General features: G+C 73.1%; 11 protein-coding genes. 8 read left to right on the top strand and 3 right to left on the bottom strand.

Annotated elements, in window-relative coordinates; translation table 11 throughout:
* Positions 1–437 precede the first annotated feature (437 nt).
* The 7 genes from AC6I72_RS22380 to AC6I72_RS22350 all read left to right on the top strand — a co-directional run bounded on the left by AC6I72_RS22380 (position 438) and on the right by AC6I72_RS22350 (position 8,384).
* Positions 438–1,076, top strand: coding sequence for a TetR family transcriptional regulator (locus AC6I72_RS22380; RefSeq protein WP_498002937.1), 639 nt, complete (start codon positions 438–440; stop codon positions 1,074–1,076).
* 747 nt (positions 1,077–1,823) lie between these two features.
* Positions 1,824–3,098: an SCO2321 family membrane protein gene (locus tag AC6I72_RS22375; protein WP_498002936.1), complete on the top strand. Its 1,275-nt coding sequence runs from the start codon at positions 1,824–1,826 to the stop codon at positions 3,096–3,098.
* 47 nt (positions 3,099–3,145) lie between these two features.
* Positions 3,146–3,817, top strand: a complete 672-nt coding sequence (locus tag AC6I72_RS22370) for an SCO2322 family protein (protein WP_498004783.1) — start codon at positions 3,146–3,148, stop codon at positions 3,815–3,817.
* On the top strand, positions 3,810–4,973 hold the full coding sequence (locus AC6I72_RS22365) for an energy-coupling factor transporter transmembrane protein EcfT (RefSeq protein WP_498002935.1): 1,164 nt from the start codon (positions 3,810–3,812) through the stop codon (positions 4,971–4,973). Before AC6I72_RS22370 ends, AC6I72_RS22365 begins: the two co-directional genes overlap by 8 nt.
* Positions 4,970–6,745 (top strand): ABC transporter ATP-binding protein, encoded by a 1,776-nt coding sequence (locus AC6I72_RS22360; protein WP_498002934.1) that lies wholly within the window; start codon positions 4,970–4,972, stop codon positions 6,743–6,745. The genes AC6I72_RS22365 and AC6I72_RS22360 overlap by 4 nt, the downstream gene beginning before the upstream one ends.
* Positions 6,742–7,605 carry an ECF transporter S component gene (locus AC6I72_RS22355; protein ID WP_498002933.1) on the top strand — a complete coding sequence of 288 codons (864 nt, stop codon included), beginning with the start codon at positions 6,742–6,744 and terminating at the stop codon, positions 7,603–7,605. The genes AC6I72_RS22360 and AC6I72_RS22355 overlap by 4 nt, the downstream gene beginning before the upstream one ends.
* Before the next feature lie 362 nt (positions 7,606–7,967).
* Positions 7,968–8,384 carry an aggregation-promoting factor C-terminal-like domain-containing protein gene (locus AC6I72_RS22350; protein ID WP_498002932.1) on the top strand — a complete coding sequence of 139 codons (417 nt, stop codon included), beginning with the start codon at positions 7,968–7,970 and terminating at the stop codon, positions 8,382–8,384.
* A 131-nt stretch (positions 8,385–8,515) separates the two neighbouring features.
* On the opposite strand, the gene AC6I72_RS22345 is transcribed toward AC6I72_RS22350, so the two are convergent.
* A complete protein-coding gene (locus tag AC6I72_RS22345; RefSeq protein ID WP_498002931.1) occupies positions 8,516–9,820 on the bottom strand; it encodes an alpha/beta hydrolase family protein in 1,305 nt (434 codons plus the stop codon).
* A 104-nt stretch (positions 9,821–9,924) separates the two neighbouring features.
* On the opposite strand from AC6I72_RS22345, the gene AC6I72_RS22340 reads away from it, so the two are divergent.
* A complete protein-coding gene (locus AC6I72_RS22340; protein WP_498004782.1) occupies positions 9,925–10,635 on the top strand; it encodes a YoaK family protein in 711 nt (236 codons plus the stop codon).
* 263 nt (positions 10,636–10,898) lie between these two features.
* On the opposite strand, the gene AC6I72_RS22335 is transcribed toward AC6I72_RS22340, so the two are convergent.
* Together AC6I72_RS22335 and AC6I72_RS22330 are read right to left on the bottom strand one after the other, a co-directional pair.
* Positions 10,899–11,195 (bottom strand): MafI2 family immunity protein, encoded by a 297-nt coding sequence (locus AC6I72_RS22335; protein ID WP_498004780.1) that lies wholly within the window; start codon positions 11,193–11,195, stop codon positions 10,899–10,901.
* Between the two features lie 5 nt (positions 11,196–11,200).
* Positions 11,201–13,525: an RHS repeat-associated core domain-containing protein gene (locus tag AC6I72_RS22330; protein WP_498004779.1), complete on the bottom strand. Its 2,325-nt coding sequence runs from the start codon at positions 13,523–13,525 to the stop codon at positions 11,201–11,203.
* Positions 13,526–13,865: the final 340 nt, after the last annotated feature.

Below are 13,865 nucleotides of genomic sequence, written 5' to 3'. Positions count from 1 at the left end.
CTAATCTAGAACAAGTTTCAGACTTGATCGTCTTGATCGTTCAGGAGGCTCCGAATCTACCGGCAGGTAGCCGCGCTGTGAGCAGTGAACCGGGTGATTCGCGCCACGGCTCGGGCCCCGGCTCCGCCGTCCCGGCCCACCGCGCGTCGGCCCGGTCCGGGGCCACCCGGTCCGCCCCGGCCCGCTCCGGGTCCGGCCGGTGGCGCCCCGGTCCGCTCCGGGGCTCGCCCGGTCCGCCGCCGGGGCGGTGCCACCGGCCCGGCCGGGCGGCGCCCTCCGGTCCGGGGGCGCACGCCGGGGCGGGTGCCGGGGCGCACGACGGGGCGGGCGCCGGGCACTCGGCCGTACGCCCGGACGTACGCCGGGTCGCGCGGCGGCCCGCGCCCCTGCCACGCTGTCCGACCGCCCGTCCCACCGACTGCCATGGAGCGCGACCCATGCCTGCGCACGCCAGTACCTCCCGGCCGCATGCCGGTACCTCCCGGTCGGACGCGCCGCCGCTCACCGAGCGGCAGGAGGAGCGCCGCCGCCGCATCCTGCGCGCGAGCGCGCAGCTCGCCTCCCGGGGCGGGTTCGACGCGGTGCAGATGCGGGAGGTCGCGGAGTCCTCGCAGGTCGCGCTCGGCACGCTGTACCGGTACTTCCCGTCCAAGGTGCACCTGCTGGTCGCCACGATGCAGGACCAGCTGGAGCGGCTGCACGGCACGCTGCGCAAGCGGCCCCCGGCCGGTGACAGCGCGGCCGAGCGGGTGGCGGAGACGCTGATGCGCGCCTTCTTCGCCCTCCAGCGCGAGCCCGATCTCGCGGACGCCATGGTCCGCGCCCTGACCTTCGCCGACCGCAGCGTGAGCCCCGAGGTCGATCAGGTGTCCCGGCAGACGACGGCGATCATCCTGGACGCGATGGGCCAGCAAGACCCGACGCCCGAGCAGCTCTCCGCGGTCCGGGTCATCGAGCACACCTGGCTGTCGGCCCTGATCACCTGGCTCTCCGGCCGTGCCTCCATCGCGCAGGTCCAGGGGGACATCGAGACGGCGTGCCGGCTGATCGGCCTCGCGGAGAGCAGGCGCAAATAGCCCGAATTTCCCGGTTTAGGGTATTGCGCCCGGCCGCTGGCGTTCTATCCTGAAAGGGCCTACGGGACGAGTGAGGGAGTCCGACCGGAGTAGCCGACTTCCGCGAGACGCTGAGGCATCCGCGAGATGCCGAAGCATCCGCCGGGGCCGACGTCGACGGTAGGGCTGAGAGGCCGGAAGGTTCGTAGCAGAGAACCGGAAGGCGACCCCCATCACCTGATCCGGACCATACCGGCGAAGGGAACCCGTCTCGTAGGTTCTCGCATGCCACCACCCTCTGCGGCTTCCCGCGGGGGGTTTCCGCGTGCCCGCGCCGGTGTGCGGCTGCTGGGGGCCCGTGGATCGGCCGGACGGGCAGCGGCGACCGGCCGCCTGCCTCCCGGACCTGCGCCTGCCGTTCGACGGACCCGCCTCGGGACCGCAGCCCCAGCACGCCCTGCCTTCCTGCGTCCCTGCGTCCCTGCGTCCCTGCGTCCGCACGGCCGCCCCACGGCCGCCGCCGGCCGGGCCGGTAGAGTGGCCCGGTCGTTTCACGCCTGTCCGGGGGGAAGCCGGTGGAAATCCGGCGCTGACCCGCAACCGTGGACCGCCCCCCGTGGCGGGAGCCGGAATGCCCCGGGCGCGCGCGTGAGCGGCTCGCGTACGCCGGCAGCCCGCCGCCGTACGGCACCGTCGAGGGATACGGAGCCGAGCCGCCGGGGTGTCCCGTGCTGTCCGGCTCCCCGCAGGGAGAGGCATCCGCCGATCATGAACATACGCCGCAGCGCAGCGGCCCTGGCCGCCGTCGCCGCCGTCGCCGTGATCGGGGCCCCGGCGCAGGCCGCCGTCGCCGGCTCCTCCCCGGCCGCCTCCGCCTCGCCCGCGCTGCCGCCGGGCCTCTACGGCAGCTCCGACCCGAAGTACGACGGCGTCTGGCGCCAGTCCCTCGCCCTGCTCGCGCAGCACACCGTGGGGGTGCGGCCCACCGCGCAGGCCGTGGACTGGCTGGCCGGGCAGCAGTGCGCGAGCGGCGCGTTCGCGCCCTTCCGCGCCGACCTGTCGCGCGCCTGCGACGCCAGGACGGCCGTCGACTCCAACAGCACGGCCGCCGCCGTCCAGGCGCTCGCCGCGCTCGGCGGGCACGACGCGGTGACCGGCAAGGCGGTGTCCTGGCTGAAGTCCGTGCAGAACAAGGACGGCGGCTGGGGGTACACGCCCGGCGGACCCAGTGACGCCAACTCCACCTCGGTCGTCGTGGGCGCCCTCGCCGCCGTGGGCGACCGGCCCGCCTCCGTCGTCAAGGACGGCAAGTCCCCCTACGACGCCCTGCTGAAGCTGGCCCTGCCGTGCTCGGGCGACGGCGCGGGCGCCTTCGCCTACCAGCCCGACCAGCACGGCAAGCTCGCCGCCAACGCGGACGCGACCGCCGCCGGTGTGGTCGCCGCGCTCGGTCAGGGACTGGCCGCCACACCGCAGGGGAAGGCGGAGGGCACACCGCAGGGGAAGACGGGTGACGCGGCCCACTGCACCGGTACCGGTACCGCCACCCCGGCGCGGGCAGCCGCGGGCGGTGCCGCCTACCTCGCGCGCGCCGTCGCCGCGGACGGCCACCTCACCTCCGCGCTGCCCGGCGCCACCGACCAGCCCGACTACGGCAACACCGCCGACGCGGTCGTCGCGCTCGCCGCGCAGGGCGGTGCCGGGCAAGCGCGGAAGCCGCTGGAGTGGCTGGAGAAGAACGCCGGGAAGTGGGCGGCGCAGAGCGGCCCGGCCGCGTACGCCCAGCTGATCTTCGCGGCCCACGCGACCGGCACCGACCCGCGCGCCTTCGGCGGCCTCGACCTGGTCGAGGCGCTGAACGCGACCGGCCCGGCGCCCCGGCAGGCCGCGACGGAGAAGAGCGGCAGTTCGTCGCACACCGTCTGGTGGGAGGGCTCCTCGCACCTCTGGTGGATCGTCGGCGGTATCTGCCTGGTCGTCGTCCTCGGCGCCGTCGCCTGGCTGGTCACCCGGGGCAGCCGCGCCGAGAGGCAGCAGCCGTGACGCTCCGCCGCCCGCGCGCCCTGCCCGCGCCGTCCGCCGCCTCCCCGCTGTCCGTGCTGTCCGCGTCGGCCGTGCTGCTGGTGGCCGCCGTGTTCCTGCTGTCGGCGGCCGTCGCCCCGGCCCGGGCGGCCGGGTACCGGTACTGGTCCTTCTGGGACCGCGACGGCGCGCGGTGGACGTACGCCACGCAGGGGCCGTCCACGGCCCGGCCCGCCGACGGCGACGTGCAGGGTTTCCGCTTCGCGGTGAGCCAGGACTCGCAGGACGCGGCCCGGCCGCGCGGGACGGCGGACTTCGCGGCCGTCTGCGCGGGCACCCCGGCCCGCGACGACGCCAAGCGCGTCGCGCTGGTCCTCGACTTCGGCACCCGGGCCGACGCGCCCTCCGGCGAGACCCCGCCCGCCCCGCGCACGGCCTGCGCCCGCGTGCCCTCCGACGCCACCACGGCGGAGGTTCTGGCGGCCGTCGCCAAGCCCCTGCGGTACGACACGAACGCGCTGCTGTGCGCGATCTCCGGATACCCGCGCCAGGGCTGCGGCGAGCAGGTCTCGTCGGACGGCGGCGCCCGGGACAAGGACGGCAAGCCGGGCCAGGACACCGGCACGGCCGCCGCCGAGGACGGCGGCGGCCCGTCCGTCGGCCTCGTCGCGGGCGGTGCCGTGGTCGTCGTCCTCGCCGGCGCGGCCCTCTGGCAGGCCAGGCGGCGCAGGAATGCGTGACGGGGCCGGGGCCGGTGGAGCGGGCGCCCACCGGTCCGGTCCCCGCGCCCGCGAGTCCGGTCCCCGCGCCCGCTCCTGCGGACCCCGGGTCCACGCGGGCGCCTGGTGGCTGTGGGCGCTGGCGCTCGGCACCGGTGCCACCCGCACCACCAACCCGCTGCTGCTCGCCCTGCTCCTCACGGTCTCCGGGTACGTCGTCGTCACCTGCCGCCCGAACACCCCCTCGGCGCGCTCCTACTCCGCCTTCCTGCGGCTGGCGCTCGCCGTCCTCGTCATCCGGCTCTTCTTCGCCGTAGCCCTCGGCTCCCCCATCCCCGGCACGCACGTGCTCCTCACGCTCCCCGAAGTCCCGCTGCCGCACTGGGCGCAGGGCATCCGGCTGGGCGGCCGGGTCACGGCCGAGGCGCTGCTGTTCGCCCTGTACGACGGCCTGAAGCTGGCCGCGCTGCTGATCTGCGTGGGTGCCGCCAACGCACTGGCCGCCCCTGCCCGGCTGCTCAAGTCCCTGCCCGGCGCCCTGTACGAGACGGGCGTGGCCGTCGTCGTCGCGCTCACCTTCGCCCCGCACCTGGTGGCCGACGGGCGCCGGCTGCGGGCCGCCCGCAGGCTGCGCGGACGGCCCGACCGCGGCGTGCGCGGGCTGCTGCACGTGGGACTTCCGGTCCTGGAGGGCGCGCTGGAGCGTTCGGTGGCGCTCGCCGCCGCGATGGACGCCCGCGGTTACGGCCGCACCGCCGAGGTCGCGCCCGCCGTGCGCCGCACCACCGCCGCCCTCACCCTGGGCGGGCTGCTCGGGGTGTGCGCGGGAACGTACGGGCTGCTCACCGCCGAGGGCGGCAGTTACGGGCTTCCGGTGCTGCTGGCCGGGCTCGCCGCCGCGCTCGCCGGGCTGTGGCTCGGCGGCCGGCGCTCGGTGCGCACCCGCTACCGCCCCGACACCTGGAACCCGCGCTCCTGTCTGGTGGCCGGTTCCGGTGTGGCCGTGGCGGCGCTGCTGACGCTGGCCGCCGCCCGCGACCCGCAGGCGCTGCACCCCGGTGTCGTCCCGCTGACCGCCCCCGGCCTGCCGGTGTGGCCGGCGGCGGCCGTGCTGCTCGGTCTTGTCCCCGCGTTCGTGGCCCCCGCGGACGCCGCCTCGCGCAAGGAGCCGTCGTGATCCGTTTCGAGGACGTCTCCGTGACGTACGACGGGGCCGCCGAACCCACCGTCAGCGCGGTGGACTTCGAGGTGCCCGAGGGTGAACTCGTGCTGCTGGCGGGCCCGTCGGGGGTGGGCAAGTCCACGGTGCTGGGCGCGGTGAGCGGGCTGGTGCCGCACTTCACAGGCGGCACCCTGCGCGGCCGGGTCACCGTGGCCGGACGCGACACCCGCACCCACAAGCCGCGCGAGCTGGCCGACGTCGTCGGCACGGTCGGGCAGGACCCGCTGTCCCACTTCGTCACCGACACCGTGGAGGACGAACTCGCCTACGGCATGGAGTCGCTGGGGCTCGCCCCCGCCGTCATGCGGCGCCGGGTGGAGGAGACCCTGGACCTGCTGGGCCTGGCCGCCCTGCGGGACCGGCCCATCGCCACGCTCTCCGGCGGCCAGCAGCAGCGGGTCGCGATCGGCTCGGTGCTCACCCCGCACCCGCAGGTCCTCGTCCTGGACGAGCCGACCTCCGCCCTCGACCCGGCCGCCGCCGAGGAGGTCCTCGCCGTCCTCCAGCGCCTCGTGCACGACCTCGGAACGACGGTCCTCCTGGCCGAGCACCGCCTGGAACGGGTCGTCCAGTATGCCGACCGGGTCGTCCTGCTGCCCGCGCCGGGCGCCGCCCCGCTGCTGGGCGCCCCGGCCGACGTCATGGCCGTCTCGCCGGTGTACCCGCCGGTGGTGGACCTGGGCCGGCTCGCGGGCTGGTCGCCGCTGCCCCTGACGGTCCGGGACGCCCGGCGCCGCGCCGGGGACCTGCGCGAGCGCCTGAGCGGCCGCGAGCCCGCCCCGGCGCCGCTCCCGCCGACCGCGCCGCCCGCACCCGCCACGCCCACGGCACCCGGCGCACCGGCGACTCCCCGAACAGCCGGGACGGCTTCCACCACACCCGGGACGGTCCGCCGGCCGGGTCTGCGCGCGCTCCTGCGCGGGCGCGCGACCGGGGCCGGGACGGCGTCCCCGGCCGCCGTCCCGGCCGCCGGTGCCCCCGTAGCCGAGGTCCGCGCCCTCGGCGTCCGCCGCGACGGCGTCCAGGCGCTGCGGCACGTCGATCTGACCGTCGCGCCCGGTGAGACCATCGCGCTCATGGGCCGCAACGGCGCCGGGAAGTCCACCCTGCTCGGCTCGCTGACCGGCCTGGTGGAGCCGCGGAGCGGAGTGGTCCGCGTCGGCGGGGCGGTGCCGCACCGCTCCTCGCCCCGTGAGCTGGTGCGCCGGGTGGGCCTGGTCCCGCAGGAGCCGCGCGACCTGCTGTACGCCGACACGGTCGCCGCCGAGTGCGAGGCGGCCGACCGGGACGCGCACGCGGCGCCCGGCACCTGCCGCGCCCTGGTCCACGAGCTGCTGCCCGGCGTCGCCGACGCCACCCACCCGCGCGACATGTCCGAGGGCCAGCGCCTCGCGCTCGCCCTCGCGGTGGTGCTGGCCGCGCGCCCGCCGCTGCTGCTCCTGGACGAGCCGACCCGCGGCCTGGACTACGGCGCCAAGGCGCGCCTGGTCGCCGTGCTGCGCGGCCTGGCCGCCGAGGGGCACGCGATCGTGCTGGCCACGCACGACGTGGAACTGGCTGCGGAACTCGCCCACCGGGTCGTGCTGCTCGCCGAGGGCGAGGTGATCGCCGACGGCCCGACGGCCGAGGTCGTCGTCTCCTCCCCCTCCTACGCCCCGCAGGTCACCAAGATCCTCGCCCCGCAGCACTGGCTCACGGTCTCCCAGGTCCGCGAGGCGCTGACGTGACCGCGCCCTCCTCCCTCCGCGCCGCCGCCCCCGCGCCCGCCGCCCCGGCCGGCCGGCAGGCGCGCGCGGTCCGTCTGGGCCCGCGCTCGCTGGCCGCCCTCGTCCTGGTCAGCGCCGTCGGGGTGGCCGCGTTCACCTGGCCGTTCCTGGCCCCGCCGACCGCCCAGCTCAGCGCGCACGCGCAGGACGCGCCCTGGCTCTTCGCGGGTCTGCTCGTGCTGCTCGTCGCCGTAGTCGCCGCGACGATCTCCGAGTCCGGTCTCGGCCCGAAGGCGGTCGCCATGCTGGGCGTGCTGGCGGCCACCGGGGCGGCGCTGCGCCCGATCGGCGCCGGGACGGCGGGCCTGGAGCCCATGTTCTTCCTGATGGTGCTGAGCGGGCGGGTGCTCGGGCCGGGCTTCGGGTATGTGCTCGGCTCGGTGACGATGTTCGCCTCCGCGCTGCTCACCGGCGGGGTGGGCCCGTGGATGCCGTTCCAGATGCTGGCGATGGGCTGGTTCACCATGGGCGCGGGCCTGCTGCCGGGCCCCGACCGGCTGCGCGGCCGTGCCGAGCTGCTGATGCTGGCCCTGTACGGGTTCCTCGCCGCGTTCGCCTACGGCACGGTCATGAACCTCGCGGGCTGGCCCTTCATGGGCACCCTCGCCTCCTCCGTCGCCTTCGACCCGCACGCCGCGGTCGGCGCCAACCTGGCCCGCTTCCTCGCGTACTGCCTGGCCACCTCGCTCGGCTGGGACCTGGGCCGGGCCGTCGTCACGGTCGTCCTGACCCTCGTGGTGGGTCCGGCGGTGCTGCGGGCACTGCGGCGGGCCACCCGGCGGGCCGCGTTCGAGACGCCGGTCACCTTCGACGGTCCCTGACCCCGGCCGCGCGGTGAACCGTCGGTGAGCCCCGCCGACCCACGGTGACGGCCGCGGTGAGGCGCCCCACATGACGTGGGTCACCTACGATGCCGGGCCGTAGCCAGGAGCGGCTGTCATGCACGCGGCTTTACCCGCGTCCACCTGGGCTTTGAGACGCCGCTCACGTGGGGACGGATCACCCCGGATGCGACGACCACTAGTAAAAGGGGTGCTTGCGGACGGATTTCCCGGCTGCTTCTCTGGACGACGTCGCAAGGAGCCGACGGTCCCCCCGGGGTCGCGGCACCAGGCAGCTCCTCCCCCGCTCCCGCGGGCTCCGGCTGTCCGCGGCCCCCCGTCCCCGACGCAAGAGGTTCTCCGTGTCCGTCTCCTTCATCCGCCGCATCGCCACTCCGAAGAAGGCCCTCTCCACCGCCGCCGTGGCCGCCGCCACCGTCGGCATGGCCCTCACCGCCGCCCCCGCTCACGCGGCCACCACCGGCTCGGGCGCCGACGCGAAGACGATCGCGCACCAGATGATCCCGGACGCCGCCCAGTTCAACGCCTTCAGCCGCATCGTCGAGCACGAGAGCGGCTGGAACCCGCACGCCACCAACGCCTCCTCCGGCGCCTACGGTCTGGTCCAGGCGCTCCCGGCCTCCAAGATGTCCTCGGCCGGCGCCGACTGGAAGACCAACCCGAAGACCCAGATCAAGTGGGGTCTGGACTACATGAACTCCCGCTACGGCAGCCCGGCCGCCGCCTGGAACTTCTGGCAGGCCAACGGCTGGTACTGAGCCGACCAGGCCCTGTCGGAATGAGCCCCCGGGTGCGATCCACCCGGCGCGGGCCACCGGCACCGCAGTCGCGAAGGCGGCGGCCCCCGATCCCCGGGCCGCCGCCTTCGCCATGTCCGCACGTGCGGTGCCTACCTCGTGGCCCACCTCGTGCGGCCGTTCTCCAGCGCGCCGAACCACCGCGCGATCTTCGGCAGTGCGGCCATGGCCGAGCCCCCGTGGTCGACGTCCCCCTGGTTCATCACCGGTGCCGTCACCCCGTGCCCGGCCAGTGCGCGGGAGCAGCTGCGGGCGTTGCCGATGGGCACGTCCGTGTCCCCGCTTCCCGCGTACAGCCGCACCGGCACGGCCGGCTTCCAGTCGCAGGTGCCGTCGTTGGCCTTCAGCGCCTCGGCGAGGCCGCCGCTCGGGTGGGTGAGCTGCGCGTAGAAGCCGTCCGTCAGCAGTTCCCGCACGTTCGGCGCGAGCTGCGGGATCACCTCCTCCTCGGTGTGCCGCCCGTCGAAGAGCGCTTCCACCCGGTCCGCGTAGGGCGCGCGGAAGACCTCGGCCGGGTCCTTGTAGATGGGATGCAGCCGGTTCTGCGCCACGAGGAAGTACGACATGTAGAACACACCGCTGATGTCGTTGACCCGCCCGTCGGTGAGCGCCGGCGTCTCCGTGCCCGCCAGGTCGTAGGGCCCGCTGACCGGCGCGAGCGCCCGCAGCCTGAAGTGCCGGTCGGCGCCCTCCTGGAGGGCCCGCCCGAGCGCCATCGCGACCTGCCCGCCCTGCGAGAACCCGGTCACGTACACGTCCCCGGTCACTGTCCGCCCGAGTCCGGCCGCCGCCGTACGCGCGGCGCGCAGCATGTCCACCGAAGCGGTCACGGCCGACCGCGTGTCCATGTACGGGTGGACGCCCGGCCCTTTGCCGAGCCCGAGGTAGTCGGGCGCGGCGACCGCGTGCCCGGCCGAGGCGAACAGATACGACTGCGCCCGGTTGTCCTCCGCCACGGACGGCGCGTAGTCCCGGGCGACCATGGTGCCGTGCGTGTCCGACACCAGACTCAGCCGCCGCCCGCCGCCCTCGGGGAGGGTGAGCAGCCCGGTGGCGGTGGTGGGGCGGCCGTACGGGTCCACCGTGCGGTACGTCAGCCGGTACGCCCGTACGCCGTACCGCACGGTGCCGGTGTCCATGGGGAGGGCGGCCAGGTACCGCACGACCCCGGCACGGCTGTGCGCGGCGACGGGGACCACCGAGAGCAGTGTGCCCCGGGTGCCGTGGGCGGAAGTCGCGGTGCGCACGTCGGTCGTGGCGGCGGAGGCCGCGGTCGCCGCAGTGGCCGCGGGGGCGACGGCGAGGGAGGCGAGCAGCAGCGCCGCCGAGGCGGCGAGACCGCGCCGCATCCGCCAACCACCCTGCGCTGTACGCGTGTTGTTCATGTGCATCGTCATGTCCCAGACGCTACGGACACGCGGGGCGCCCCGGCATCCGGGACTCCCCCGCCTCCATGGTGGACTTGGGAACACCCCTGACCGTCCAGGTGACCGGAGGTTCGATGACAGCGGAGGGCGCACAGGACGCGCGGCCGGACGACGCCGACCCGGAGGCGCGGGGGCTGCCCCTGGTGCCGGTGCTGCTGGGACTGACCGTGGTCAGCGGGATCATCGACGCGGTGAGCTACCTGGGGCTCGGGCACGTCTTCACGGCCAACATGACCGGGAACGTGGTCGTCCTCGGCTTCGCCGCGGCCGGCGCCCCCGGCTTCTCGGTGCCGCACACCCTCACCTCGCTGGTGTGCTTCCTGGCGGGCGCGCTGGCCGGCGGCCGGGTCGCGGTCCGCTACGGCGGTGGCTCGCGCCGCACCTGGGCACGGGTGACGCTGGCCGCGGAGGCGGTCCTGGTCGGGGCCTCGGCGGTGGTGGCGTTCACCGTGCCGGACGCCACCACCACGACGTACGCGCTCATCGCCCTGACCGCCTTCGCGATGGGCCTGCGCAACGCGACGGTCCGCAAGCTGGGCGTGGCCGACCTGACGACGACGGTCCTCACGATGACGCTGACCGGCCTCGCCTCCGACTCCCGCGCGGGCGGCGGCTCCGGCCACCGCTCCCCGCGCCGCACGGCATCCGTGTTCGCGATGCTGGCGGGCGCCACGCTCGGCGCCTGGCTGGTCGTCCACCGCGACCTGGGCACACCACTGCTGATCGCGGCGCTGGCGGCGGGGGTGCTGGCGGTGGTTACTTCGGGGCGGGAACGGGGCCCCTGACGTCTACAGAGGGGCCCACGCGGCGCAAGGGCGTGTTTTACGACTGCTTCCCCGGGTTGGGCGAGTTCGTGGCCGAACTCGCCATCTCCCCGGGTGGACGTCTGGTGCGGTTGGTCGCACTGTTGGCCGGGCGAAGGCCACCGGCTGCGGGTGAACACTCCCAAGCGAGCTCCATCTGTCGGTCGGTAGCGCTCGCCCCTCTGCCGCTCAATCTTCACCTGGTGCCGCGGCCGTAATTACCTACCACGCACAAGACCGTTACCCTATTTGGCCCAATAAATCATTCTCCCGTATGAATTAAGCATATGCGGATCCGGCTCTCCCATAATAATCCTGTGCTCGACCAGCGGATGCTCTCCGGAAAAGAGAGCATCTAGTTCGAAAGCTGCTTGATCGGCATCCTCTTCAATATCGGACGTGTAGCGTCGGACCCAGAAGGACAATTCCACGCGATGCGCCTCAACAAGGACTGCAACAGCGATCACATCCGGGGAAATCAGTCCCAGCAGCGCCTGAACCGCGCTCAGAACGATGCCGTTCTCTCGGTCTAGCCTATCCATCTCGGTCACGGAGCACCTGCATTGGGGTTCATCGGCACCACACTTGGACTTTTTGTTCCCTTGATCATAAAGATGTGCGTCGGTACACCCAGTCGACCCGCTCTCGGGTTGTTATCGAAGCCGGTGACCGCGGGAACCCGGATTTGGACATTTCCCGTCTTGGTCACTCCCATGATCTGCGCCTGCCCTCCATGATAGGCGTCAAGCACCGCCTGGGCGTCGTCGTGTGAATTGAAGTATCCGCCGCCTCTATACCCATTCCCGTTCAGTATATGACGATCCTGCTTTTGGCGACTAATTTTTACCTGAACACTCGGCAGTTCAAGAACATCACCAGCCTCACCGACAATAAACCTGGGGGCCTGCCTGGCACTAGGCTTCTGCAGCCCTCCTTCTCGGGTTCCAAAAATTGCTGCGAGCGCAGTGGGGACCTGATAGGCATCGCTAGTGGTGTCGTATCCGTACCCTGCGATCCAATTATCGAATTGTGCGCCGTAGTCGCAACCAGGCGCCCCGGGCCCGCCATCACCACGGCAGTCGCTATCGAAAATCCAGCCAGCATATTCCGCCATGTGGGGCACATTGCTGACTGCACCATAAAAGGCCTCTCCCACCCCTGAGCAGATACGGGATAGGAACCCCCAAGAGCCGCATCCTTTGGAACTCCCGGAGTCCTTCTTCACACCGGTTCCGCTACTCCCAGAACTGCCAGTACCAGCTGTTCCGCCGTTGGTGCCGCTGTTTCCGCTGTTTCCGTCGTTGCCAGGGTCGGCCCAGGGGGCTGCCTGGGTGGTTCCGTCGTCCTTGATGATCCAGTCGGGCGTTCCGTTGTGGCCCCAGCCGTTGTCGAGGCCCTCACCCGTGGGGTCGCTGTAAGTGGTCGGGTTGTGGGCGCTGTAGGCGTAGCCGCCGATGGTCTGGGGTTTGTCGAGTTCGAGGAGGGGGTCGACGCTGATGAAGCGGCCTGTGGCGGGGTCGTAGTCGCGGGCGCCGATGTGGGTGAGGCCGGTGGTGGAGTCGGTGTCGCCGTTGATGAAGCCCTTCTGGCCGGGCCAGAAGGTCGGGGCGGTGCCGCGGGGGGCTCCGTAGGGGAGGGTCTTGCGGCGGTTGGTGGCGAGGGTGGTGGCGGAGATGGAGAGGGTGTTGGTGCCGTGGGGGTCGGCGACGAGGAGCCGGACTCGTCCGTCGCTGCTGGTGCGGACGGCTGAGCCGCCGGGGACGGTGTAGTAGCGGGTGCCGGCCAGGGCGTTGGTGGATTTGGTGAGGACGAGTTCCTGTCCGCCGGGCAGGTAGAGGGTGGTGGCGGTGGGTTCCCGCTTGAGGAGGCGGGTGCCGTCGGCGTCGTAGAGGAACCTGGTGGTGGCGCCGGAGACGGTGGAAGTGGCGAGTCTGCCTTCCTCGTTCCAGGTGAGGTCCTGGGCGGGGCCGCCGGCGGGGGTCTTCTTGGTCAGGTTGCCGGTCGCGTCGTACTGGTAGGCATCCGCCCCGGTCGCTCCTCCGGTGGCGGTGACGGTCCGTACGGCGTGCGGCTGGGCGGCGCGGACGGTGGTGGGGTAGCTGTACGCGCGGGTGGTGTCGGCGGTGACGGGGCCGGCCTTGTGCTGGGTCTCGGTGGCGCGGTCCCCGCTGTCGGTGAAGGTCCAGCTGGTCCAGTAGGGGTCGGTGGTCCCCAGCTTCGGGGTGCCGGTGCCGTTGACGGGCTTGGTGGCGCATCCGTCGCCCGTGGTCCATGCCTCGCTGAGGCGGCGCGCCCAGTCGTAGGCGAAGCACTGGTCGTCGACTACGGTGCCGTCGCTCTGGTCGTCGCGGACCCGGGTGAGGTTTCCTACCGTGTCGTAGGAGTACTTGATGTTCGACAGGGTCTTCGGGCCCGCGGCCTGGCGGTCGGTGATCGAGGTGGCCAGGCGCTGGGTGACGAGGTCGTAGCTGAGGGTCGGGGTGACGAGAGTGCCGAGGTTGCCGAGCTGGGCCTGGGCAAGCTGGCCGAACGGGGTGTACGTAGCGCCGCGCAGGTATGCCTGGTTCAGGGTGCTGTCGACGATGGAGAGCTGGTCCTGCACGTAGTGGTCGGTGACCGTTTCCGCGGGCAGGGCTGTGGTGGCGTTGGTGTTGGTGGTGCTGTAGGCGGTGGTCGCGGGCAGGCCGTTGACGGAGGTTGCGGTGGTGGCGACGGTGTACGTGCCGGCGAGTTTCTCCTCACCGGTCACCGAGGGCACTGTCACCTTGGTGCCGGTCGGCTTGCCTGCGGTGTCGTAGCCCGTGACTTCCGTTTTGTAAGCGGCGGCAGGGGACCAGACCGAGCCGTTCGACCTCAACAACCGCACCGTCATCGGCACCCGCGGCTGGAAGGACTACACCAACCTCGCCCTCGGAGACCAGAACGGTGACGGCGTCCAGGACCTGATCGCCCGCAATCCCGACACCGGCGAACTTTTCCTCTACCCCGGCCGCATCACCGACGGGACCTACTCCCTGGGCACACGCATCCTGTACGGGACAAGCGGCTGGGACCGGCGTCCGCACCTCGCCTCACCGGGCAACGTCCAGGGAACCGTCACCACAGGCATCTACAGCGACCCCGACGCGGGCTCCGACATCACCTACCACCAGTACCAGCCCACCACCGGAGAAGCCTACGGCGACGTCTGGGCGACGACACCGGCCGACTCG

The organism is Streptomyces sp. Xyl84 (assembly GCF_059731885.1).
The sequence above is the reverse complement of the archived record's forward strand: the minus strand, read 5'-3'. Positions and strand labels throughout refer to the sequence as shown.